Here is a 23870-nt window from a genome sequence, read left to right on the forward strand (position 1 = left end):
TCGCCTCCTTTGATCGAACCGCATCACGTACGTCATGTTGATCCGATTCTTTCGCGCTTCCTTCCTTCCCGCTGGTCTTGCCCTGCTGCTGGCCGGCCTTTTCGCCGTCGCCCCGGCCCCGGCCCAGGAACGGCCTGACGAGATTCGAACAGCGGACTATGACATCCAAGATCTCACGTATCCTGATCTTCGCGACTTCGAGGCCCCGGAGCCGGAACGCCTCACGCTGGACAACGGCCTGACGATTCTCCTCCTGGAAGACCACGAATTGCCACAGGTAAACGCCGTCGCGCGTATCGGCACCGGCTCCGTCTACGAACCGGCCGAAAAGCGTGGCCTCGCGTCCATCATGGGCTCTGTCATGCGCAGCGGCGGCACTGAGTCGATGACGCCCGACAGCCTGAACCAGACGCTCGAAAACATCGGAGCAACCGTTGAGACCAGCATCGGTGCAACGTCCGGCTCGGCCTTCATGTCCACTCTCTCTGATCACGTGGACACCGTGCTCCCGATCTTTGCCGAGGTCCTTCGTCAGCCTGCATTTGCGGAAGCGAAAGTTCAGCAGGCGAAGAGCCAGCAGACGTCCTCGATCTCACGCCGCAATGATAACGCGCGGAGCATTGCCTTCCGCGAGTTCGACCAGTTGGTCTACGGTGAAGACAGCCCCTACGCTCGGATTCCGGAATACTATACGGTTGAGCGGATCACACGCCAGGATCTGGCCAACTTCCACGACCAGCATTTTCATCCCAGCAACGTCATTCTGAGCGTGTGGGGAGACTTCGACACCGACACGATGAAGCAGAAGCTCCGCCAGCAGTTTGGGGACTGGACGGCTCCGGACGGGTTTGAGCCGCCGACCCCGCCTCAACCCACCGCCTCGCGCGAGTACTCGGTGAACTTTGTCCAGAAGGATGACGTGAATCAGAGCACCATTCTGATGGGGCACCCGGGACGCCTCACCCGAGATGATCCCGATTATCCTGCCGTCACCATCATGAACGAGGTGCTCAGTGGGGGCTTCTCGGGTCGTCTCTTCCAGAATGTGCGACGGGAAAAGGGGCTTGCCTACTCGGTCTTCGGCAATTACACGGCGAACTACAATCGTCCCGGCCGCTTCTTCGCGGGCATCTTTTCAAAAAGTGCGACGACCGTAGAGGCCACCAACGCTGTGATGCACGAGGTGGAGCGCATGCGACAGGAAGCTCCGACGGACGAGGAGCTTGGCCTCGCCAAGGACAGCTACTTGAATTCCTTCGTGTTCAACTTCGACACGAAGCGAGAAATCCTGAGTCGACTCATGACGTACGAGTACTATGACTACCCGTCGGACTTCCTTCAGCAGACGAAAAGCGGCATCGAAAAGGTCACGGCCGGGGATGTACAGCGGGTCGCAAAGAAGTACCTCTACCCGGAGCAGGCCCACATCCTCATCGTGGGAAACCGCACGCAGTTTAGCGACTCGCTGTCGGCCCTCACGAAGGACGGGACAGTCAACGAGCTTGACATCTCCATCCCGAAATCTCCGCCCGGAGAGGAACAGGCTGTGAGTGCGGAAGCGAACCAGGCTGGCCTGTCGGCACTCAAACAAGCTCGAGCCGCTCTGGGGGGCGATGCCTTCGATTCTTTTCAGAACATGCGCGTCGTTACCAAGCAGCGCGGACGCACGGTCACTCTCGTCGTGGCGCTGCCCAACAAGCTCCGCGTGGAGCGCGGGCCCATGACCATCGTCAGCAACGGGGAAACGGCAAAGATGAAGCGAGGCGGGCAAACCCGAACCCTTCCGTCCTCCGTTCAGGGCCGCTTCGAAGGGCAGCTCTGGCGCGACCTGACGTATCTGATGACCCACCTCGACCACGACGGCCTCACGGTACAGGACCAGGGTTCTCAAACCGTTGAGGGGACGACGTATCGGGCCGTAAAGGTAATGCCGCCCGCCGGTCGTGCTTACACTCTCTATCTGGAACCGGAGTCGATGCGACCAGCCCGGATGTCGTACCAGGCCCAAACCCGGCAGGGCCCAAAGGCGACGAGCTCAGTATACAGTAACTTCAAAACCGTAAAGGGCATGGCGATCCCTCACAAGACGGTGACCTATCAGGGTGGAAACAAGGTGGCGACGAGTCGCATCCAGAAGATTTCCCTCAACGTAGACCTGGAGACGGACGTGTTCACGATGGGGGACTCATCCGAGTAACCCTCGCTCTTCATTCCCGCTCGCCCCAACGCCCGAGGCTCCCTGTGGAGCTTCGGGCGTTTTTATTCGGCAGACAGCTGAACGCTCTCTTGACTCACGCCGTTGGAGCGGCCCATCCCCTTCTGCACTTCTCGCCCAGTCCCATGTCTCTCCCTTCCCGAGTCGCCCTCTGTGACGTTGGTCCCCGCGACGGTTTTCAATTCGAGGACCAGTTCATTCCTACGGATCTGAAGGTCGCAACCATAACAGCCCTCGCCGACGCCGGCGTGCCCCGCATACAAGTCACCTCCTTCGTTCATCCGGAGTGGGTGCCCCAAATGCGCGATGCAGAATCCGTGTGCGAGCGATTGCCGCCGCGAGACGACGTGACGTACGCTGGTCTTGCCCTTAACCAGAAAGGCCTGGAGCGAGCCCATAACGCCGGACTCTCTCAAGTGGACCTTTCAATTGCCACCCACGACCAGCACAGCCTCGACAACGCCAACGTGACGGTGGACGAGGCCGTGGCGCAGGCTGAAGAGATGGTCCGCTACGCCCATGAGCACGGACTAGAAGCACAGATGGGATTTCAGACCGTCTTCGGGTACCAAGAGCCCGGCGATACCCCCCTCCCTCAGGTCGTCGACATGAGCCGTCACTTTGCCGAGATGGGCGTTGAGTCTATCTCGCTGGCAGATTCAACGGGACTCGCCCATCCGCACATGATTCAAGAGCGAGTGGAAGCCGTTCTGAAGGCCATCGGCGATGTGCCCCTCGTGCTTCACCTTCACGATACGCGGGGCCTCGGACTTGCCAACGTCTACGCTGCCCTCGAATGCGGAGTCGATCGCTTTGATACGTCTCTTGCCGGCATGGGCGGCTGCCCCTTCATCGAAGGCGCAACCGGAAACATTGCAACGGAAGACACGGCCTACTTGCTCGACGGACTCGGGATCGAGAGCGGCATTGATCGAGCAGCAGTCAGTCGAGCGTCTCGCCGAATCGAAGAGGAACTCGACAAGCAGTTTCCCGGCAAGCTGCATCGGCTTTGAACCGGAGCGCACGCGTCGGGGCCACCGGGCCTCCCTGCCTCGTCTCTCCCTACGACGACTGACCGTCGGAGTTTAGAGCATCGGCGGGCACCTGCTGGCCGTCGCGACTAAATGGCGCCTCGGTGGCAATGGCCTCCTGCGCTCCATGCCCGCTTGGAATCCAGCGCAGGAGCTCCAGTCGCCCGTCGAGGTGCTCGACCAGGGCCGTGCAGCTTTCCACCCAGTCGCCGGTATTCACGTACTGCGTGCCGTTGATCGAGCGGAGACGAGGGTGATGGATGTGCCCGCAGATCACGCCATCGTACTCCTTCTCGGCGACTTCCATCGCCGCCGTTTCCTCAAACTCCTCGATGTATTGCAGCGCCCGCTGCGTCGAGTGCTTGAGATAACTGGAAAGCGACCAGTAGGGGAGATTGAACAGGCGACGCACCCGATTAAACCAGCGATCCACCTTCATGACCCCTACGTACGCCCATCCTCCCAAGAATTCAAGCCACTTGGCGTGACGCACGACCCCCTCGAATTCATCCCCGTGTACGACCACGAACCGGCGTCCGTCGGCGGTGGTGTGGATGGCCTTCTTCTGAATCGTGATGCCCCCAAGTTGGAGCCCCGGAAAGTCTCGAGCCACCTCGTCGTGATTGCCGGGAATGTAGGTGACATTCGTACTGTTGGCCTTCTGTAGGAGGCCCTGAATCACGTCGTTGTGGGCGGAAGGCCAGTACCAGGAGCGTTGCAACGCCCAGCCGTCAAAAATATCGCCCACGAGGTAGTAGCGATCGGCCTCGTGGTGACGAAGAAAATCGAGGAGAAAGTCCGCCTTTGCCTGAGGAGTCCCTAGATGAACGTCTGAAATCCAGATCGTACGGTAATGGGTTGTCGGCTCCATGTGCCGGACTATCTGAGCAAGCAGCAATTCGAGGAAAAGCTGCCCCTCAACCCTCGGGGCGATACCCGGACGGGGCCATGCACGGTCCGAAAGATGTACCGTACGTTCTGCCCCTCCTTTCCGCTATTTTCGGGGATTGATGATAGCTTCATTCTGGAAAAATGCCCTTTTCAGCCAAGCGCGGTGCAGTTCCGCCCTGCGGAAACACAGGAGGGTCCTCTGAACAGACTGAACGAGGGCGCCTTCACGCTGACGCCCCGATCTGAGGCGACGGTGACCAGTCGTTCTTGGGTGCTCCATCTCCCGCCGTGCCTGCAGCATGTGGGGGCGACGATGCCCCCTCTGGGACGGGCGTCCATTGTTGAAGCGCAAGCCGTCCATCCATGTGCTCGACTAAAGCCGTACAATTTTCCACCCAGTCGCCTGTGTTGGCGTAGGTAACCCCATCGATGGGCCGGAGCTCCGGCACGTGGATGTGTCCGCAGATGACCCCGTCTACATCCTCTCGCTGGACACGCTGCACGACGGCCTGCTCAAAATCCGCAATGTACTGCACAGCGCGCTTCGTGGTGGTTTTTGCGGCGGCCGCCAGTGACCAGTAGGGCTTGTTCATCCATCGACGCACCCGGTTGACGTGGCGATTGAGCGTGAGAAGAGTCTGATACGCCCATCCTCCGAGTTTGGAGAGCCAGCGGGCGTGCCGCACTACTCCGTCGAACTCATCTCCGTGAAGCACCAGAAGACGCTGCCCGTCTGCGGTCGTGTGGATCACATTCGATCGAATCGTGATGCCTCCGAGCTGGAGCCCGGGAAACTGACGGGCCGCCTCATCGTGGTTGCCGGGAATATAAATCATCTCTGCTTCTCCCGCTCGTTCCAGCAAGATTTGCAGGAGCTCGTTGTGAGAGGATGGCCAGTACCAGGAGCGCTGCAAGGCCCATCCATCCACGATATCACCAACGAGGTAATACCGCTCCGCTTTGTGATGCTCCAGAAAGTCGATCACTCCGTTGGCCTTCGACGCTCGCGTGCCGAGGTGAACGTCTGAGATCCAGATCGTGCGGTATCGTCGAAGCACGGGCATAGAGCAATGATGCGGGAAAGGACGGATACTCAGCAGCCCCCTACGGCCACGGAGTTAATCGACAATTGTGTGAAGCCCCTCAAATCGTTTCGACTCAGAAGCAGATGAAACCGAAGGGACCTCCATTCCCAGTCCATCGAACGCCGAGGCGGACACAGCTCCCGATACACGAATCGTGGACCAGTAGGCGTACCGGTAAGCAACGGGGGCCACGGTACAGGTAACCCCATCGACCCCGTCGAGGCGACGGAGCGCGCGGATAAGATCGGGCCGGGGATACACATCGAAAAGCGCCAACCAACGCTGCAAAACCATAGCGGTCCACTCCGGAAGATCGGCCTGATCCCAAAAGTCGACGATGTGGATCCGTCCGCCCGGCGCCAGATGAGCAAGGGCAGAGCCGAGTGCCGCCGTCCAGTCGGGAATCATCGACAAAACGTACGAGAAAAAGATGACATCGAAGTCCCGCTCGACCCCAAACTGCTCTCGGGAATCAAGCGCCTGTGCCAGTCCGTGGCCAAGCGTAATATCGTCGAGACAGCCCTCCCGCTCCATCTTGGCCCGAGCTGTCGCGAGCATCGAAAGGGAGGCATCCAGTCCGTACAGTGTATGCTGCGGAGCGTGTTGATCGAGCATGCGTAAATTGCGAGCGGTGCCGCACCCAATTTCCAACACATTGCTACTCGGCTGTTCAGCAATGGCCCTCAACATTCGGTCTCGCCCAAGCAAGTAGTACCGGCGCGACCAGTCATACACGTGGCGCGTCCACCGGTACATTCGATTCATTTTCCGTACTGGGTCTTCAATGGAGGACGAGAGGGGCATTTTCGACATGGGTTGGGCCGTGGCGTGGCCTTTGATGACGAACGAGAGTGTGATGACGAACGAGAGTGGTTCCGAATAATCGGAAGCTTCCCGGGGCCGTGCGGTTGTCTTTCCACGCACTAGCCGGTCAGCACATAGAGGTGAAACATGCCGTAGACCGCCGATCGGTCCTTTGCATGAAGCGCCTCTGACCGGTCACGCTCGTACGTGAATCGACTGCGCAGATCGGACGGCAGTGCCGGCTCGACCACTGAGTCGAGCCCAGCGGTACGGAAAATAATGCGGGCTCCCGGTTCCCCCACGCGGGCCAGTTCAGCCCAGAGCGCAGCAATGGCCTCCGGCTCCATCCAGTCCATCGCGTCAAGTAGCACGAAGCTGTCGAAGCTGCTGTCGGGCTGATCCCGAAGGGCCTCCTGAACCGAAGCAATGCGCGTGTCCACCCGATCGAGGTCGTACCGGAGTTGCCCGTAGTGTTCAGCGCGAAGGTAGGCTGGAAGCGCCTCCCGCTGGTCGGTATCGTACTGGCGCCCAAAGGCCTGCCAGGCGAAGTAATTGTCCGAGAGCGGAAAGCCGCACACCAATCGCTCCAGTCGTTTGCGGTAGAGATCGACGATCGACGTGTCGGCCGCAGTGGAAAGACTCTGGTACTGGCTCAGCGGGATGCCGAAGCTGTAGAGAGTGGCGGGCTGTCGTGCAATCCGTCGGACAAGAGAATGATCAAAAAACGGCGCTACACATTCCTCAAAGAACTCCCGCTGCTCCTCCAGATTGTCGGCCCGCAACAACTCGCTCGGCTCACGATCCTGTACCATCTGTGAGACCCACTGGGCCACGCCCTGAAAGCGCGCCAGCACCCCGTGCTTGTAAACACCGTGTTTGAAGGCCCGGATGCGCGGGCGTCGAAAGCCGCTCCAGGGACGCTTCTCCCAAAACTCTTGCGTCGTCGAATCGAGGTGCGGACGGATGTGCTCGTGATACGCCTCGATGTTCTCTTCGCCCTCTCCCTCGCCAAAGAACTGGAAGAAATGCTCGTGATCTGGAAGCTGCCGAAGAGCAGCCATCTTGAGCCGAGTGAGGGCCATATGGGCCATGTTTAAATCCACTGCCAAAATCTGCTCAGGCTCGTGAACGAGATAGTTGAGCACATTGCATCCGGCCGATGAAATGGTAAAAATTCGACTTGACTCGTCGAGGTGAAGGGCCGCTGCGTCCACTCGCGGATCCTCCCAGATCTGGGTGTACACGAGCCCCCGAAACCACAGCGTGAAGAGCCGCTCCAGCAGTCCCTCTCGGGACACCCGGTGGTTTCGATGAACAGCGCGTTTTAGGCGATCGACCGTCGAGTCCGACATGGTGAGCATCCGAGGGTCCGCGAACGAGAGTGGCGAGTCCGATTAGAGCCTGTGGCCACTCTCAAATGTAGAGCCGCGGCGTTATCTCGTGATTACGCCCGGATTATCAGTGGATCACCTCTACTCGGACCGTCAGTTGGAGTCGAGGTAGGCCGCGCGTTGCCGGAGCACTCTGCTGTCCCAGGTGTCCCGCTGGAGCCGGGCAACGTAGTTGTAGCCTTCGGCAGTGGCACGGTACGCGTCGCCAGACGGGGCAGGACGAAGCTGGAGGGTCCGTTGTGTCCCATCAGAAAGGTGGAGACGAATCGTGTGCCGGGCCGGTCCCACCTCATTGGGGGCCACGCCGGACGCAAAGCTGTTGGCTTCGAGGGTGGACAGGGTACGAAGCGCGAAAGTCGCTTTGCGACTTGCCAGCGTATCGCCTCCTGCAACCCAGGTAGACGGTCCCACAGCGGAAGAAGTGTCGCTGTTCGATGGGCGCCGCATGGTGAATGAGCTGTCCCCCGGAAATGTGAAGTCGACTCGCTGGATGTCGGCCCGGTCAACATTCCAGATCACCTTGTCCCGCCAGTCCTCGACGCTGCGGGACGTGATCGACTGGAGCGACTGTTCGATCGAGTAGACGTCCGTCCGATTGGGCGAGCGGACGTAGGTGATGGGCGTGCCCCGTCGTCGACGCATCTGCCGCATTCGAGATCGCCCTTGATTTCGCGATTGAGGACGACGGATCCGCGTCCGTCCCACGATGAGCTGGCCCAGCGTCTCGTCCCCGCTTCCCAGCATCGTAATGGCCGTGCCGGTCGAGTCCACACCATAGCGCGGATGCTTGCTCGACTGCCGGGTCACAACGGCGTCGACCTGAAGACCCGGAAGCGAACTGAGGAGACGGCGTACGGCCTCCTCGTTGGCCGGGAACGCCACTGATGTGTCCGAAGGCACGACCGACCATCCGCCATCTCCCTGTTCTAACCGCACTGACGGCTCATTCGCACGCTCGATCCGGACCGCCTGTACCACACTCGTATCTACTGGTAACAGTTGCCCCTGAAACGCCTCGCTAGACGTGTCGCTCCCCCTCCACGACACTCCGAGGGCAAGGAGAAGCGTACCCACAAACACGATCGATAGGGTTTTCGTCGCGTTCGTCATGGTAATGTCGTAATTCAAATCCCGAGGGTACGTGCGTGAGGAGAACTCAACGGACGGCTAAGCGCTGATGCCGTCCTCCTTCCAGCGTCGGCGTCGGGCTTGATTGCGCCGATACCGTATCCCCCCATACCCAATCACCAGAAGGATGGGAAGCAATACATTCAGGTACTTCAGAACAGTCTGCGTCGTGGGGGCAAGTTGCATCAAGGGTCGGCTCGTTACCCGCTGCGTCCGGAGGGCAATCAGTCCCGTATCATCCGCAAGGTAGTCGATGCTATTGGCCATGAGGTTGATGTTGCCCTCGGGGAGGCGCCGTTTTCGTTGACCGGACCCATTAACAATGAAGTCTCCGTCCCCAAACACGGCAAGCTTCGTGTCGGGGCTTTGCGTTCGCTCCACTGACAGGGTGTCCGCATCTGCAAAGCCCGACGTAAAGGTCCCCTCCAACACCCCTGCGATCGGAATGTTGGCCCCTGAAAAGTCCGACACCGTCCATTCCTGTTGCGGTCGTATGCTTGTCGGCAGGCCAACCGTCGCGGACTGTTCAGACGAGCGTGCCAATACGGTCAGTTCGGCGGTCGTGTCGGTTCGGGTCGTATCCAGTGAGGACGCAAAGCGGAAAACCACCTGGTCCAATCCGTCGCTGATGGGGTGCGACGAGAAGTTGGCGATTTGCGGAATGTACGGATATCGGATCTGATTTACGACGTTGAAGCCGCCACGCTGCTGTTGAACCCGCACTGCGGACGCGTTTCGGTCCCGTACGAGATCCGCTCGGATCGGAAGGCCGTAGTCGTACAGAAGAGAGTCCAACCCCGTAGATTGAGGCCGCGCCCGCCCCAATCGCATGTTCGGCCGTGCCCGGTTCAGCGCGACGATCATTCGTCCCCCTCGCATCACGTATTGGTCGAGGGCACGAACGGCCTGAGTAGAAAGCCGCTCCTGTGGTCGAGCCACCAGAAGCACATCGACATTGGCCGGTACACCGGTGGAGTCAACGCCCGAAATCGTCTGTAGATTGTACCGGCCTTTTAAAGCGTCGCGGAGTTGTGTCATTTCACTGAGCGACGGCTCTCCATGTCCCTGGAGAATTCCGAGGACGTCGTTGTCCTTCGTTGTAAGCTTCCGTATCGTGCTCGCGATGGTATATTCCAGTGCCGACCCCGGTTCGATAAAAGACAGGACCTCGCGCCGCTCCTGATATTGAAAGACCGCTCCCAGATATGCCCGCTTCTGCGTCATCTTGTTTCGCTGGCGGACATCAATGGTGACCGGACGAATACCCGCCTGCCGGGCTGCACGTGCCTTTTCGTCGCTTTCGTTGGGGTTGACGAATCGAAACTCAACATTTCCGTCCGACGCCGCCCGAAACTCCTGTAGCAGTGCCCGAAATTCCTCTTTCGTGCGCCCAAATCGAGAGGGAAGGTTTGCCGTGAAATACGCTGTTACCGTCACTGGATCAACCAACTCCCCCGCAATGTCGTGACTCGCACTTGCAAGCGTATAGCGGTTGTTCTCGGTAAGGTCAGCCCGCCAAACAAACTGATGGGCCGTATAGGTGAGAGCAATGAGACTACCCGCAATGAGTAGTACCTGTAGCAGTGCTTCGCGCCGGTTCGCAAGAAAGCCTGCGAATGCGTTTGACATGGAGCGAACAGATCCGGTTTTCGTTTGGGTTTGAGCGTTGTGATCGTGAGAAGAGAATCGCTAGTGCCATCTCCGACTCTTGAGTGTGACGGTGGCCGCCAGCCCAGCACCGATGGTGATCGTTGCTATATAAAGCACGGAGGCCGCGTCAATCACACCTCGGGCCATCGTCTGAAAATGATGTTGCAAATCCAGAAACTCCGCGATGTTGGCGACCCTCCCCGGAAGAATGCTCGCCATCTGCCCAAAAAGGAGATGGAGAAAGACGGCAATGAAGAGACTGAGCAAAAACGCTACGATCTGATTGCTCGTGAGGCTCGACGCAAAAATGCCGATGCTCACATAGACGGCACTCACGAGCAGGAGGCCAATATATCCGCTGAGGGTGGCGCCATGATCAATGGGGCCGAGTTGCGCAACGGTCACGTAGTAGGGGAGCGTAAATGCCAGGGCAATGGCCACAAGCCCCCAGGCAGCCAACCATTTCCCTGCTACGATCTGGAGGTCGTCCAGCGGCTTCGTCGCCAAAAGCTCAAGGGTCCCGCTGCGTCGCTCCTCGGCCACCATCCCCATCGTAACGGCCGGGATGAAGAAAAAAAGAGTCCAGAACGACACCTGGAAGAATGTGCTGAGCGAAGCCTCCCCTACGAAGAAGATGTCTCCTTGCCCGAACAGCCACGTAAACGTGCCGCTAAGGCCAAGAAAAATAACGAGCAGTACGTATGCCGTGAGCGAGTCGAAGAACGCGTTGATTTCACGCTTGCAGATGGTCCATACGGCGTGCATAATCGAAGAGACAATCTCTGGTCAGACGAATCGTCATGAACAGGGCATTGGCCCTTCGTGAACACACACTCGAACAAGACTCAACCTGCCGGTGCTTTCTCCAATCCCCCAGGGGTCTCCGGCGTCTCTGTCAGTTCTCGGAAGACATCTTCCAAACTCGACTCAAGAGGAGTCAATTCGGTAAGGGTCCAGCCCCGATCGATACAAAGATGGAATACATCAGCAGCAAGATCGTCCTCCCTGTCGGCAACGAGCTCGTAGTAGCCGTCCGTGCGTTGAACAGAGCTAACCCCGTCCAGGCTCTCGAACGCTGCATACACATCATCAGTATCGGGAACGTCAATTCGAACCCGAAGTCGGGCCCCCCCCATAAACTGTTTTCGCAACTCTTCTGTGGGTCCATCGGCCACAATCTGCCCCTGATCAATAATGAGAATACGGTCACACGTCATCTCCACTTCTTTCAGGATATGGGAGCTCAGCATGACCGTCTTTTCCTTGCCAATCTCTTTAATCAACTCCCGAATTTCGGCGATCTGGTTCGGGTCAAGACCGGTCGTAGGCTCATCCAGAATGAGGACCGGGGGATCGTGTAGCAGGGCCTGTGCGAGTCCTACGCGCTGTTGAAATCCCTTCGACAGTTCCCCAATGCGCTTGTGACGCTCCGGCCCAAGACCACACACATCCATCATCTCCTGAATCCGCTGAGTAGCCTTGTCCTGCGGTACTGCTTGCAGGTCGGCCGAGAGACGGAGATAATCGACCACCGGCATGTCGGTGTATAACGGGGTGTTCTCCGGTAGATATCCAATCCGACGTCGCACTTCTTGGGGATGCTCGTGGATGTCGTATCCATCAAGCGACGCTGTACCCGCAGTGGGGCTGAGGTAGCACGTGAGGATGCGCATTGTCGTGCTTTTGCCGGCCCCATTCGGGCCCAAAAACCCCAGTACCTCTCCCGTATTCATCTCAAAGCTGATGTCGTCTACGGCCTTCTGTGTGCCGTAGACCTTCGTGAGGTTCGTCGCAGTGATGCCCATGAGGCAGAACGATCGCTCGTGGGAAATCGAATGCGTTGCGGTATGCTCGCCCTCGGAGTCGATTTTCCCTCAGCGGGAGGGCGAACTGAACGAGAGATCGTGCCCAATATTATAGGGGTTCATCGGAGATCACGTGAAAACTCGTCTTGATGATCCACTTCTTCTCCCCCTGTGCTCATTGCTTCCCCTGCTTGCTATTCCCCATGGGTTTTCAAAAAACGGAGACTTCATTCCCCTCTATCCCTCGCCCACTCCGGATCTGATCAACTCGAGTACTTCTTCCCAGTGGGAAGGAGGATCCACTTCGAAATTCAATTGCTTGCCCGTCCTGGGGTGCGTAAACCCCAATCGATAGGCATGGAGTGCGGGATGGGGAAGAATTTCGAAGATTTGATCGAAGCGAGCACGCCGCTCCGTCGACTGAGTCCCATAACGAATGGACTGCCCCCCATACTTCGGGTCTCCAAGAATCGGATGATTGCGATACTGAGAATGTACACGGATCTGATGTGTACGCCCAGTCTCCAACCAAAAGTCAACCACAGAGGTGTTTTCCAATCGCTCTATGGTCTGGTAGTGGGTGACAGCCCATTTCCCGTTCTCTTCTGACACCACGGCCATTCTCTGGCGATGGTGTGGATCCCGCCCAATTGCGCCTTCGATCCTCCCATTCGGTGGATCGAGGTGTCCCCACAGGATCGCGCGGTAGTGCCGATCTACGGTGTGTGCCTTGAACTGGTCAGCCAAGGCCGTGTGTGCCCGATCTCGTTTTGCAACCACCAGCAATCCGGACGTCCCTTTGTCGAGGCGGTGCACAATTCCAGGACGAACGACGGGGTGGTCTGGAGATTCCGGAAGAGCGTTCACCATCGATAGCCCTACGTCTTCATCCCTTCCCGCCTCCTTCGAATCATCGGCAGATACCGTTCCACCGTCTACATGATGGAGTACGGCGTGGACCAGTGTCCCCGAGCGATGGCCGGGGGCTGGGTGCACGACCATCCCGGGTTGCTTATTGACCACCAGTAGATCCTCATCCTCATACACAACATCGAGGGGGAGATCTTCAGGCTCCGCTTCCATTGGGGGCTTACGGATCAGGCGAAAAAGGATCCGGTCGCCCGGCTCAATGAGATAAGACTTTTGCACCTCTTCCCCATTTACAGCAATGTGTCCCTTCCGGATCGACCGTTGAATTTTCGTGCGGGAGGCATCCGGATAGAACCGGGTCAGATACTTATCAACTCGCTTCTGTCCGCTAAATGAGTTGGGAACGTTGACTTCGACAACATTCTCCTTTCGAGTCACCTCGGCTTTGTAGTCATCCGGATGGAAGTGATCAGAGGAGGTTGACATGCCAGACGCCAAACAGGGAGAATCGAACAACGATCAGAAATAGGAAATCCCCTTTCAGCTTGCACTGAAAGGGGAAGAGAATCCAAAGCGGTGGGGGAGGGATTCGAACCCCCGGGACCCATAGCGGGCCCTCCGGTTTTCGAGACCGGTGCATTCAACCAGGCTCTGCCACCCCACCTGAAGAAAGAGTATCAATCTCCTCGACGAAACGGAAAAACTCATCGAGGGAAGACGTTGGGAAGCCTACATCGATTCGTATGTCAGTCGCTGGATTTTTTGGACGAGTTGTCGCTTCTCCGTTTCGAATCCTTCTCGAACCGTCTCCCCGGCAATCTCAACAACCTGCCCACTTTTTGCCATCCGAGCAAATGAAAGCTGGTCACTAAACGTCTTCAGGGCTGCCTGGTTCGTCGTCAAAGTGGTTCCCTTGTTGCGGAGGATATTCTTCACCCAGGTCTCAGAGGCATCGACATAGAGCATTTCAATGTCTTCCCCGGTTCCACCAGTGGGGCGATAGATAAACCGGAAGCTCTCTATACTCTCCTCAAATCCCCTATTCCGGATTTCGAACCTGTAATCAATGAATATGCCGTTGGCGCTTGTTAGCCCAATGCCCGGTCCGTTAATGAGTTGATCTCTCAGTTCCGAGATCTCGTACTCCTCCCCATCCGGCTTGCGGCTTACCTTGAGGCTATCGCTTCGTTTCAGAACCTGGGTAAGAGTGTCCAGGAGAACACGAGGCGGACTGTTGGACTCAAGCTCATTAACAAACAGCTGGGAGGTCTGCAGCCAGCGCTGCGCACTGGCTTCCTGAAACGGGAGGGCCAACACCATCCCGAAAAACACTATCGATAGCAGAACTCCTTGATTAGTCCTAATCATATTTTCCACCTCTATTCTATTGCATAAAATATTGCTCCGGAATGCAGCCCTTCTAGTCTACGCCAATATGAAGCTATACGAGAGACTAGATTCATTCAGGTTCACCGGAATTGCTTGCCCGGCGTGATTAATCCGTACCACATCTTGCAACTGAATGATCACCCGGTCCTTCGATTGAGCTCCAACCTGACTAAGCCCCCTGATCAATTCTGCCTTGAGAGTTGAATTCTGTCCGAGATTAAATGTGCCAATCTCCTGACTCGCCTTCAGCCCCTTACGAATAGAGACCTTCGCTCGGCGAACCCGATAGTTCGCATCTTGCGGATAGCTCTTGGCAAACTCGGGATCGGCCTCAACCTGGAATTGCAATGTGGGACGTGCCCGAGAAATATTATCCCCATTTGCTAACTGTTCTCCCTGGGCATCAAGCACCCTCAACTGGGGACGGGGAGGGTCAATGACTGCAAACTCTTTCTCCCCCAGATACACATTTTCACCGTTCTCAGAGGGCAGGTACGCCCGAACCGTGACACTGTTCGAGGAAGGACTCAAGGTGAGCTGACGTCCATCTACACTGGACCCAGATGAGGATTCGAGTTGCAGCGGACGCCCTTCAAGTCCCGGAACGTCAATTCGGATCTGATTGCGTGTTCGCCGATAGAGCGACTTCGTGGCAACACTTGTCGCCACAAGTTCCGGCCGACGGACAGTAAAGGACCCGTTTAGAGTCTTGCTTACGTCCCCCTTGAGCTGACTATACTGCATGGTCACAGAATAGTCAATCTTTTTCTCGTCCTCCCCTTCAGCAAGCAGTTCGGCCGTAGCAACTTGGATATTTTCATTTCCCTCAACCGTCACCTTCTTATCGTCGGTGCGCAGGGTAATCTCTCCTCCCTTCGCAAGTTGAGAAGCCTTCAGATAGGCGTTGGCCGTGTACTCTTGCCCAAGGACGACTGTACTCTGTCCCCCCACAAGGATGGGTTCCACCTTTTCTGCAGCAACACTCTGCTCCTTAAGGTCGAACGTGCTGAAGGAGTACAGAAGAATCGGAAGGTATAGAGCCAGCATCACCCTATACCGAAGCTGTTTTATGTCTCCACCACCTTGTGCCATGACTAGCTAACGGTTTTGTTTGTGTCAGAGACTCCGTTCGGGGTAACCTGCGGATCGTTGAACTTCTGAAACCGACGAAGCATCTCGTCAAGATCATTTCGCATTTCCTCCACAGCACTACCCGCATTTTCCATTTCTGCTCCCAGGGAGTTCATCCCCTGTCCCAGACGCTCCGCATCCTCGGCCAGATCTCCGGTCGCGACCTCGTCCAGTTTCGTTCTCATGTCCTGGACTGCAACGCGGGCCTGCTTCATCTCTCCGACCATTTCATGGATTTCCCCGCCGAACTGTTTAATCTCCTTGCCCAACGCCCCCATCATTACATTGAGGTCGTCATTCACCTTCTTCTGGATCATCTCACGAGCGGACGCCCGCACAGGCTTACCGACGTCGGTAGCCCCTTCGGCAGTCGCCGCGGAGGAGGCTTCTCCAACCGCTCCTTCGCCCTCTTCAGGAACGTCAATCAGGAAGGCCTGCCCCAGTTCAAGAGCCCCCATAATCACAAAGGTGGCTGCCTCCCCGACAAACCCAAGCTGCATGAACAGCTCCCAGTTGGGGTACTTTAGGATTTTGAAGAAGACCCCCAGGATTGCAAGGGCACCGAAGATGCCGATAAAGAACCCCAGCACCTTCTTGATTCTCTCTAGCACAGCTTTCTGCTTCGGTGTGGCCATAGCGTCTTAGAGTAGACTATACGAATTCAATATTGAGCGTGCGGAAGAGCCGAAGTGGGCGCCGAACTGAGGTCTAAAGCCCCCCTCCACTGTTTCCTCCCTGATTTCCGTTTCCTCCCTGCCCGCCGGTCTGAGGTGTGTCTGGGGCCCCCTGCTGCCCGCCACCGCCCTGAGTCGGCGTAGGCGTCTGAGGAGGTCCCCCCTGGCCTTGTTGTCCAGGCTGCTGGGCATTTCCACCATTCTGGTTTGCTCCCGGCTGGGGCTGATTCTGTGGAGGCGGCGTAGGCTGAGGCCCTAGGCTCTCTTGCTGTCCCTCAATGGAGCTAATATCCGCAGCACAGCGGAACCCAATTCGTGAGGAGGCTTCATCCTTCTGCTGAAAATTTCGCACGCCAACCCCAATTTGGAAGGCATTCGACGCCCAGGATCCCCCACGCACCACACGCCGGTCCTCCTCCGGATCCGTATACACCGGATCGAGGCCCGAGAGGGCGGAGTAACTGGGCGTGTATGCATCTTCAACCCATTCTGCTACGTTTCCTGCCACGTCGTGGAGCCCCCACTTATTGGGCGGATACGTACCCACAGGAGCAGTGAATGCGTACCCGTCGGCTGCCTGCCCCTGCCGACCAGGATTAAAGTTCGCGAGGTACCGTCCTTGAGGATCACGTGGAGAGAATCCTGCCCATGGGTATACTCCGCCAACTCGTCCGGCTCGTGCCGCATACTCCCATTCTGCCTCCGTCGGAAGGCGCTTCCCTTCCCACTTACAGTACTCTTTTGCATCCTTCCACGTCACAGCAACAACGGGATAGTCACTACGCTCGGATCCGTAGAAGTAGGTCTTCCAGTTGGCTCGGCTCACTGACTCGTCCCAGGCGGTGGAGTCGGGCAATCGCTGCTCCCGCTCCTCCCCAGAGAGATCGCTCACAAAATCCCGGTACTCTTTGTTCGTAACCTCAAACCGGTCGATGTAGAACGAACTGACGGTAACCTTCTTCCGTCCGGCGTTTTGGATATCGAGCGGGTCTTCATCTGTCAGCCCCATAATGAAGGATCCGTCCGGCAGGCGCACCATCGTTCCATCGTTCGAAAGCGTTGGGGATCCTGTAATCGGGGTCTGTCCGGGATCATCGAACGGGGCAGGTTGACCGCGCTGCACGATCAAGGGATCAGCCCTCTTCAGCGAGTCAAGAGTATAAGGAATGTCAAACTTCTGAATGGCCATCTGAGACCCGGACACCGGGTCCTCAAAGGGACTGTCGATCTCATTCTCGGCCGAACGGCCACCGAACTGGCCTTCATTTCCAGCAATCTCTCCAGCCTCTCCCTCTACAGGAGTGGGGGCGGGCCGCCGGTCGATCTTCTCCGGCTTGTATGTAATCCCGATACTTGGCAAGAAGGCAGACATCACGTTCAGATTGAGCCGCTGTCCATTCACGACCTCATTCACCCCAAATCGGCCGCTCATTTCGACATTGAGCGCAAGGTTTTTCGCAAACCCGTACTCAAGACCTAACCCCACAGGAATCACGCCACGTTCTCCTGAGCCGTTGACAAAATACCCGTACCCGGCGGTGAGGTAGGGATTTACTGGTTCACTGTCCCCCAAGTAATGGATCTGCATCGCCCCCTCTACGGAGTAAATGTTCTGGTACGTCCCCCCTAGTCGAAAGCGGAGATGCTCAGACGACTCAAACTGGATACCTCCCTGAATCGCCGGATTCGTTCCAGCAATCGAGCTCTGAATCGACTGGGAAGCAAGCTGTGCTCCACCACTCACATACAGGCGCTGCGCGAAGGCCTCTACTCCTCCCCAGCCTCCCCAGGCGATGAGAAAGAGAACCGCCAATGCTTTTGTCCACCTTCCAGCTTTCATCTTAAAAAGAGGAATATTTCTTGGTACGCGACGAACCCCTCACCCTTCAACTTTAGTCAATATCAAATCTATAACTAAAGTTAACAAAGGATACGAAGTCCGGTACTCCGTTTGGATCGAACCCCTTGTACCCATCAATCAGATCAGAAGACGCAATCCGAGTTCCTACCCGAAACTTATCCAGAATCGTAACCCCAACCTTGAGCGATGCCGAGACTCTCGTGCCGAGCGGGTTGTAATTATTGTCCTCCGTCTCTTCAGGGAAGTTCTGATAGGAAGGGGAAATGATGAAGTTTGGACCGCCCCCTACGAACACCCTAAACAGCCCGGGTGCGATGTAAGGCAATTCATAGTCCCCATAGAAGTCGAGCGCGAGGGAATTCGCCTTGAATCCTGATCCTCCCGTTGTCTCTCCCGAAAGCCGATTGTACACCAAATCAGCCCCGACTCCATACTGGTCAAATCGCCCCAGCCTGTGATCGACTCCCGCCCGAAGGGAAAGCGCCCCACTTCCTGCGAGATACTTAACGAGGTTATGGTTTGGGTTTCGGCTAAAATCCCCCTGATAAACCGCAAGCCCAACCCCTATCGACACTCCGTGAATGAACGGCTCACTCTGCTGAGCTTGGGGTTGAGACTGCTGCCCTCCAGAACCTCTTTCTCCTCTGTTTTGGGGGTAACGTCCCTGGGGGGCTTGAGCCAGAACTTGCTGTCCTGCGAAAAGAGAGAGCAAGATTCCTACCAGGACCAGCGACTTCCCTCGAGGCGGCAGAGTGATGAGCATAGGTCCCACCTGAAAGTAACAAAGATAGATGAGTACGCTGCAGAGAACCGGGTTGCGGGGACAACACTACGTAATGTTATTGAATGGATTGGTCAGTGGCAAATGCATCCACCTATGCCAAGGATGAGTCGCCACCTCTCCACTGTAAGTTCAACGCTACCTGCTCCTGCACTTCTCCTTGATGTAAGGACAAATACCCAACAGGTTTCAGCCTGGTTTCCGGAGCCTCCCCCGAATGGGGTGATGCTACCCATTCCACCAACTGCGGTCGAGAGAGCGGTACTGAATGGCCTCCGATACATGATCGGGTTGAATTTGCGATGCCTGTTCCAAATCTGCAACCGTTCGTGCCACCTTTAATATGCGCGTGTATCCCCGTGCACTCAGCCCGAGCCGATCGGTCGCTGTACGGAGCAAATTCGTCCCAGCCTCGTCGAGTTCGCAATGGGATTGTACTGCCTGTGCCCCCATCTGGGCATTACAATGAACATTTCCATCGCAAAACCGCTCTTCTTGTTGCGAACGGGCCTCCACCACCCGTTTTCGAATCGATTCCGATGATGCCCCGGACCGATCAGCACTCATATCGTCGAAATCAACGGGCGTCACTTCAACATGAAGATCAATCCGGTCCATCAGAGGACCGCTGATTTTCCCCAAATATCGCTGAACTTGAGAGGGCGTACACACGCATTCTCGGTTCGGGTCGTTTAGGTGCCCGCAGGGGCACGGGTTCATGGAGGCTATCAGCATAAACTGTGCCGGATAGGTCACTGTCGACTGTGCTCGGCTAATCGTAATGTTTCCTTCTTCCATCGGCTGCCGGAGCACCTCCAAAACCCGTCGCTGAAACTCCGGCAACTCGTCCAAAAAGAGCACTCCGTTGTGTGCAAGGGATATTTCCCCCGGAGAGGGATGTGCCCCTCCGCCACACAACCCGGCATCGGAAATCGTGTGGTGGGGAGCCCGAAATGGACGAGTAGCCAAGAGCCCATGCTCGCTCTGAAGCTCTCCACTCACCGAGTGAATCTTCGTCGTCTCCAGGGCCTCATCCGACGAGAGGGGAGGCAGAATCGTTGGGACTCGTCGGGCAAGCATTGTTTTTCCCGACCCCGGGGGCCCTACCATCAGTGCATTGTGTCCACCGGCGGCTGCCACCTCCAGGGCTCGTTTCACATTTTCCTGTCCCCGAACATCCCTCATGTCTCGTGTGTACTGGCGTGCTCGTTCGTACAGAGCGGCCATGTCGTTGGTGTACGGCTCTGGCCCTGCCTCTCCCCTCGACTCCAGCACCTCAAACGCTTCGGGGACGCTTGCAATCGGGAATACGGTCAGCCCCTCCACAACTGCCGCCTCTGCTGCATTTTCCGCCGGAACCAATACGCCCTCGCATCCCTCCTCTCGTGCCTTCATTGCCATTGGCAGCACGCCGTTCACCGGACGCACAGTGCCGTCGAGTGCCAACTCACCGGTCAGCCAATACCGGTCCAGCATGGCCTCGTCCACGAGATCGGTGCTAGCTGCTACCCACCCCACGGCCATTGGAAGATCAAAAGCCGCACTTTCTTTCGGGACATCGGCCGGCGCGAGATTAATGGTGATCCGTCCCCACTCTACCGGAATGCCGTTATTTTCGAGAGCGGCCCGTACGCGATCGAAGCTCTCCCGAACAGCCGCCCTCGGCAGCCCAACGACCGACAAGCCCCGCATTCCAGATGCGACGTTGGTTTCAATTTCGACGGGAAGTGCCTCGACGCCGTGTGTGGCACTGCTCCAAACTTGACTGAGCATGAAGGGTGAGTTGACTTCAGGAACACCAATGACCAATCCGCCCCGACCCGGTAGACACACGGTCCTCCGGAATCATAACGTATTGGACTGGCCCGACTGCCCCTGCCCCGGCTCGTCAACGGCGAACGTCTATTTCTCCAAGGCGTACGGAAGGCTTGGATCCACAACCTTTCAGCCTTATGCAGCGACTTCTCTTCCTCTTTCTCGACGGCGTTGGTCTGGCCCCTCCCAGCACAGACAACCCGTTTTCCGATTCCGGACACAAAACACTTCACCACCTTGCCCACAACCAAGACTGGTGTCGGCCCTTTGTCCCTCACTCTTCCGCACTACACCTCGTTCGTTCCCTAGATGCCACCCTCGGGGTGGAGGGCCTCCCACAGAGCGGTACGGGTCAGGCAAGTCTCTTCACAGGAGTAAATTGTGCCGAACAAGTCGGTCGTCACTTCGGCCCCTTCCCCCACTCCGACACCCACTCTGCCCTCGACACCCGGAACGTATTTCGGCAGATTCAAGACCTCCAGTCGTCTTCCCCCCTTCCTGCAGCCTTTGCCAACGCGTTTCCTCCGCAGTACTTCGACGCTTCCCGGCGGCGCTCCACCGTTACGACGTACTGCTGCTCGGCTGCCTCCGTCCCCCTTCGCGACATTTCCGACCTCCGAGAGGGACGGGCCCTGCCCGCCGACCTAACCGGGACGATCTGGCGCGAGCACCTGAACCTTGATATCTCCGAGCAGTCTTTAGAAACTGCTGCTCACACCCTTGGATCGATCGGGCAAAAACACGTCTGTACGCTGTTTGAGTACTTCCTGACCGACAAGGTCGGCCACCGCCGGATCGACACTCCTCCTGCCAACCTCCTCACCGTTTTGGATACGTTTCTGTCTGCCCTGCTCGACGTGCTGACGCCCGCCCACGACACCCTCCTCATCACCAGCGATCACGGCAATCTCGAGGACACGTCGCACACGCAACATACCCGAAATCCGGTGCCGCTGATCGTGTACGGTTGGGCTGCCCCCTTCTTTGCCGATGCCACCGACCTCACCGACGTCACCCCTAGCATTGTTCGGGCGCTGCGGTCCGTCCTTTAGAACAGGGCCTATCCGCGCATCTGTCCCTCCGCCCCGTTGCCGTCACTCCGGCCTCGCCACCCCAGCGGACGCGTCCGCTTCGCTTGTCGTCGTAATCTCGTCCACGAGGCGCGTGGCCCCATACAGGTTGCGCAGGGCCTCCACAATTCCACGCACGTCGACCGAGATGGCTCGTGCCGACTGCGTCCGATACAGGTACTCGTTCGGCAGGGCCTCCATGTTGCTGTCAAAAATGACACCGACGACTTCAAGGTCAGCGTTTAGGAGGGGCGATCCCGAGTTTCCTCCCGAGATGTCATTGGTGGAAACCATGTTGAGTGGCGTTCCGAGATCGAATGAATCTGGAGGACTCACCCACCGCTCTGGCAGTTGCCAGTCCTCCTGAGCGTGGGAATAGTAGCGATCATACATCCCATAGAAATTGGTGAACGGCGGGGCCGTGGACCCATTGTATCGATATCCTTTTACGCGCCCATCCGAAATGCGGAGTGTGAAGGAAGCATCCGGAGGGACCGTGTCTCCATAGATGGCTCGACGAGCTTTGGACAGCCGTCCGTTCATGTTCTCTTCGGTACTACGAATATCCTCCATCTGCCGGTTCGTATTCAGAAAAAGAGGCGCGATTGCCTCAATAATGGACACCGACGGATCCTTACTCTTCAAGTAGCCCTCGTCGAGAAGCTTAACGAACGACGTGGAATCCATCAGGGCACTGTTCTCCACGAGCCGGGCGGCAAGGGAGTCCGGCGTGCCGTCTCGGAGGAGACGCTGAAGGGTCGGGTGATCCGGCCCGAACGCGGTCCGAAGCTCCTTGAGTTGGGCGGTGAGGATGGATTGCTCGAGCTCGGAAGGCCAGTTTTCAATCCGCAGCGCCTCGTTGCGAATGTCCTCCACGCGGTCCGGACGGGCCCCTCGGGTGCGCAAAAAATCGTAGTAGTACCCATGTACGGCACGCGTCAGAATTCGAGAGCCGAGCTGAATATTTGCAAACGTGAGGAAGGCCTTCTGCTTGTCGGCAAGGATCCGCTTCGACTGCTGGAGACGCTTCACTTCTCCCACTACCCGGCTGTACTGCTGGAGCGAATCAACCGTGGCCATCGAGTCGAGTAGGGCCTGAACGGCGGTCCCTCGCCGCGCCAGCAGGTAGGGATCCTGCAATCCGCGGAGCTGGCCTTCAATGCTCTTGATGGTATTGCCGACCGAGAAGAATGTATTTTGCAGTCCGTACTCGGCAGCTGTTTCCGGGTTGTTCGCGATGTAGGACTGAAGCAAATCCCGTCGCTTCTGGAAAACATCGAGACGGTTGGGCAGGCTATAGTCCCGTTCGTACTCCAGTTGCGATACCATCTTGAGGCGACTGGTAGAGCCCGGATTCCCCACGGCAAAGACCGTCTCCCCGGCCTCCGCCCCGCCAAGGTCCCACGAAAAGTGGTGCGGAGACTGAAGCGGGGTGCCATCGTCCGCGTAGGCCCGGAGAAAGGCAACGTCGAAGGAATGGCGGGGATACGTAAAGTTGTCGGCCTCGCCCCCAAAATACCCGGCCCGCAGTTCGGGCGCCATCACGAGCCGAATGTCGTTGTACCGTCGGTACGTGTACGCTGAATACTGCGCCCCATTGTACAGGGGCACCACCTCCACCCGAAGATGCTCATTTCTTTTCTGCACCTCCTCCGTCATGATATCCTCGAGAACCCCAATGCGCTGCTGTTCTGTGCTCCCGCGCGTATCGCCCCCCGCCATCGTTCCCTGCTTAATCCGAGCCGTCACATCTTGAATTTCCACCAACTGATCCACGTGCAAGTCCGGCACTCGTCGCTCCCCCGCAAGGGAATCCGCCAGGAAGCCTTTTTCCAACAGGCGCTCGTTCCTGCGGCTTACCTTTTCAATCGCGTCGCGCGCGCAATGGTGGTTCGTCATGATGAGTCCCTGCCCCGACACGAACGACGCCGAGCAGCCGTTGCCAAACCGGAGGGCCGCCTGCCGTGCCGTCGACAACCACTGCGAGTCCGGCCGCACCCCATAGGCCGATGCGAAATAGTCGACCGGCACCTGATCGAAGGTCCATAGCTTCCCCCGGTCGAACCGCCCCACCTGTACCGTATCATACCCCGAAGGAATGGAAACGACATTGGACGTCCGATCAACAGCAACCGAAACCGTATCGTTGGAGGCAGGCGGCCGCTCCGCAACCGTCACGGTTTGCCTCGGCGTGCCGCACCCAGCCACCAAAAGTAGCCCGGCCAGAACGACCCCGGACACCCAAACGAAAAATGATCGCATAGCAATGGGAAGCACAA

General features: G+C 57.5%; 19 protein-coding genes and 1 tRNA gene. 3 read left to right on the top strand and 17 right to left on the bottom strand.

Annotated elements, in window-relative coordinates; genetic code table 11:
- Window positions 1-34 precede the first annotated feature (34 nt).
- Together BSZ35_RS06205 and BSZ35_RS06210 are read left to right on the top strand one after the other, a co-directional pair.
- Window positions 35-2197, top strand: coding sequence for a pitrilysin family protein (locus BSZ35_RS06205; RefSeq protein WP_258096101.1), 2163 nt, complete (start codon window positions 35-37; stop codon window positions 2195-2197).
- A gap of 143 nt (window positions 2198-2340) precedes the next feature.
- Entirely contained in the window at window positions 2341-3228 is an 888-nt protein-coding gene (locus BSZ35_RS06210) for a hydroxymethylglutaryl-CoA lyase (protein ID WP_105013759.1), read from the top strand.
- A gap of 49 nt (window positions 3229-3277) precedes the next feature.
- Here the strand turns inward: BSZ35_RS06210 and BSZ35_RS06215 are convergent, their stop codons facing one another.
- The 16 genes from BSZ35_RS06215 to BSZ35_RS06290 form a co-directional block, all read right to left on the bottom strand.
- Window positions 3278-4117, bottom strand: a complete 840-nt coding sequence (locus tag BSZ35_RS06215; RefSeq protein WP_105011622.1) for a UDP-2,3-diacylglucosamine diphosphatase — start codon at window positions 4115-4117, stop codon at window positions 3278-3280.
- A gap of 244 nt (window positions 4118-4361) precedes the next feature.
- Window positions 4362-5201, bottom strand: a complete 840-nt coding sequence (locus BSZ35_RS06220; RefSeq protein WP_105011623.1) for a UDP-2,3-diacylglucosamine diphosphatase — start codon at window positions 5199-5201, stop codon at window positions 4362-4364.
- Window positions 5202-5255: 54 nt separating this feature from the next.
- On the bottom strand, window positions 5256-6026 hold the full coding sequence (locus BSZ35_RS06225; protein WP_181149202.1) for a class I SAM-dependent methyltransferase: 771 nt from the start codon (window positions 6024-6026) through the stop codon (window positions 5256-5258).
- 119 nt (window positions 6027-6145) lie between these two features.
- Window positions 6146-7378, bottom strand: coding sequence for a DUF3419 family protein (locus tag BSZ35_RS06230; RefSeq protein WP_181149203.1), 1233 nt, complete (start codon window positions 7376-7378; stop codon window positions 6146-6148).
- A gap of 132 nt (window positions 7379-7510) precedes the next feature.
- Entirely contained in the window at window positions 7511-8527 is a 1017-nt protein-coding gene (locus BSZ35_RS06235; protein WP_105011626.1) for a DUF4340 domain-containing protein, read from the bottom strand.
- A gap of 57 nt (window positions 8528-8584) precedes the next feature.
- Entirely contained in the window at window positions 8585-10174 is a 1590-nt protein-coding gene (locus tag BSZ35_RS06240) for a Gldg family protein (protein WP_105011627.1), read from the bottom strand.
- 60 nt (window positions 10175-10234) lie between these two features.
- The gene (locus BSZ35_RS06245; protein ID WP_105011628.1) at window positions 10235-10960 is read right to left on the bottom strand and encodes an ABC transporter permease; all 726 of its coding nucleotides are present in this window, start codon (window positions 10958-10960) and stop codon (window positions 10235-10237) included.
- An 80-nt stretch (window positions 10961-11040) separates the two neighbouring features.
- Window positions 11041-12000 (bottom strand): ATP-binding cassette domain-containing protein, encoded by a 960-nt coding sequence (locus tag BSZ35_RS06250; RefSeq protein WP_105011629.1) that lies wholly within the window; start codon window positions 11998-12000, stop codon window positions 11041-11043.
- Between the two features lie 237 nt (window positions 12001-12237).
- The gene (locus BSZ35_RS06255; RefSeq protein ID WP_105011630.1) at window positions 12238-13356 is read right to left on the bottom strand and encodes an RluA family pseudouridine synthase; all 1119 of its coding nucleotides are present in this window, start codon (window positions 13354-13356) and stop codon (window positions 12238-12240) included.
- Between the two features lie 88 nt (window positions 13357-13444).
- Window positions 13445-13534 (bottom strand) — tRNA-Ser (locus BSZ35_RS06260).
- Between the two features lie 65 nt (window positions 13535-13599).
- Window positions 13600-14190, bottom strand: a complete 591-nt coding sequence (locus BSZ35_RS06265; RefSeq protein WP_105011631.1) for a hypothetical protein — start codon at window positions 14188-14190, stop codon at window positions 13600-13602.
- A 105-nt stretch (window positions 14191-14295) separates the two neighbouring features.
- The gene (locus BSZ35_RS06270; RefSeq protein WP_105011632.1) at window positions 14296-15351 is read right to left on the bottom strand and encodes a GldM family protein; all 1056 of its coding nucleotides are present in this window, start codon (window positions 15349-15351) and stop codon (window positions 14296-14298) included.
- Window positions 15352-15353: 2 nt separating this feature from the next.
- Window positions 15354-16025 (bottom strand): hypothetical protein, encoded by a 672-nt coding sequence (locus tag BSZ35_RS06275; RefSeq protein ID WP_105011633.1) that lies wholly within the window; start codon window positions 16023-16025, stop codon window positions 15354-15356.
- 73 nt (window positions 16026-16098) lie between these two features.
- Window positions 16099-17877, bottom strand: coding sequence for an SUMF1/EgtB/PvdO family nonheme iron enzyme (locus tag BSZ35_RS06280; protein ID WP_219846596.1), 1779 nt, complete (start codon window positions 17875-17877; stop codon window positions 16099-16101).
- A gap of 79 nt (window positions 17878-17956) precedes the next feature.
- Entirely contained in the window at window positions 17957-18688 is a 732-nt protein-coding gene (locus tag BSZ35_RS06285; protein WP_105011635.1) for a hypothetical protein, read from the bottom strand.
- Between the two features lie 246 nt (window positions 18689-18934).
- Window positions 18935-20479, bottom strand: coding sequence for a YifB family Mg chelatase-like AAA ATPase (locus tag BSZ35_RS06290; RefSeq protein WP_105011636.1), 1545 nt, complete (start codon window positions 20477-20479; stop codon window positions 18935-18937).
- Between the two features lie 179 nt (window positions 20480-20658).
- On the opposite strand from BSZ35_RS06290, the gene BSZ35_RS06295 reads away from it, so the two are divergent.
- Window positions 20659-21573 carry a peptidase gene (locus tag BSZ35_RS06295; RefSeq protein ID WP_105011637.1) on the top strand — a complete coding sequence of 305 codons (915 nt, stop codon included), beginning with the start codon at window positions 20659-20661 and terminating at the stop codon, window positions 21571-21573.
- Between the two features lie 42 nt (window positions 21574-21615).
- Here the strand turns inward: BSZ35_RS06295 and BSZ35_RS06300 are convergent, their stop codons facing one another.
- Window positions 21616-23853, bottom strand: coding sequence for a S46 family peptidase (locus BSZ35_RS06300; protein ID WP_105011638.1), 2238 nt, complete (start codon window positions 23851-23853; stop codon window positions 21616-21618).
- Window positions 23854-23870 lie beyond the last annotated feature (17 nt).

It is taken from the genome of Salinibacter sp. 10B (genome assembly GCF_002954405.1).
GTDB lineage: Bacteria > Bacteroidota > Rhodothermia > Rhodothermales > Salinibacteraceae > Salinibacter.

Bases quoted from the DNA above. Each gene is read 5' to 3' on its own strand.
- BSZ35_RS06205 (WP_258096101.1), top strand. From the start codon at position 35: ATGTTGATCCGATTCTTTCGCGCTTCCTTCCTTCCCGCTGGTCTTGCC.
- BSZ35_RS06210 (WP_105013759.1), top strand. From the start codon at position 2,341: ATGTCTCTCCCTTCCCGAGTCGCCCTCTGTGACGTTGGTCCCCGCGAC.
- BSZ35_RS06215 (WP_105011622.1), bottom strand. From the start codon at position 4,117: ATGGAGCCGACAACCCATTACCGTACGATCTGGATTTCAGACGTTCAT.
- BSZ35_RS06220 (WP_105011623.1), bottom strand. From the start codon at position 5,201: ATGCCCGTGCTTCGACGATACCGCACGATCTGGATCTCAGACGTTCAC.
- BSZ35_RS06225 (WP_181149202.1), bottom strand. From the start codon at position 6,026: ATGCCCCTCTCGTCCTCCATTGAAGACCCAGTACGGAAAATGAATCGA.
- BSZ35_RS06230 (WP_181149203.1), bottom strand. From the start codon at position 7,378: ATGTCGGACTCGACGGTCGATCGCCTAAAACGCGCTGTTCATCGAAAC.
- BSZ35_RS06235 (WP_105011626.1), bottom strand. From the start codon at position 8,527: ATGACGAACGCGACGAAAACCCTATCGATCGTGTTTGTGGGTACGCTT.
- BSZ35_RS06240 (WP_105011627.1), bottom strand. From the start codon at position 10,174: ATGTCAAACGCATTCGCAGGCTTTCTTGCGAACCGGCGCGAAGCACTG.
- BSZ35_RS06245 (WP_105011628.1), bottom strand. From the start codon at position 10,960: ATGCACGCCGTATGGACCATCTGCAAGCGTGAAATCAACGCGTTCTTC.
- BSZ35_RS06250 (WP_105011629.1), bottom strand. From the start codon at position 12,000: ATGGGCATCACTGCGACGAACCTCACGAAGGTCTACGGCACACAGAAG.
- BSZ35_RS06255 (WP_105011630.1), bottom strand. From the start codon at position 13,356: ATGTCAACCTCCTCTGATCACTTCCATCCGGATGACTACAAAGCCGAG.
- BSZ35_RS06265 (WP_105011631.1), bottom strand. From the start codon at position 14,190: ATGGTGTTGGCCCTCCCGTTTCAGGAAGCCAGTGCGCAGCGCTGGCTG.
- BSZ35_RS06270 (WP_105011632.1), bottom strand. From the start codon at position 15,351: ATGGCACAAGGTGGTGGAGACATAAAACAGCTTCGGTATAGGGTGATG.
- BSZ35_RS06275 (WP_105011633.1), bottom strand. From the start codon at position 16,025: ATGGCCACACCGAAGCAGAAAGCTGTGCTAGAGAGAATCAAGAAGGTG.
- BSZ35_RS06285 (WP_105011635.1), bottom strand. From the start codon at position 18,688: ATGCTCATCACTCTGCCGCCTCGAGGGAAGTCGCTGGTCCTGGTAGGA.
- BSZ35_RS06290 (WP_105011636.1), bottom strand. From the start codon at position 20,479: ATGCTCAGTCAAGTTTGGAGCAGTGCCACACACGGCGTCGAGGCACTT.
- BSZ35_RS06295 (WP_105011637.1), top strand. From the start codon at position 20,659: ATGCAGCGACTTCTCTTCCTCTTTCTCGACGGCGTTGGTCTGGCCCCT.
- BSZ35_RS06300 (WP_105011638.1), bottom strand. From the start codon at position 23,853: ATGCGATCATTTTTCGTTTGGGTGTCCGGGGTCGTTCTGGCCGGGCTA.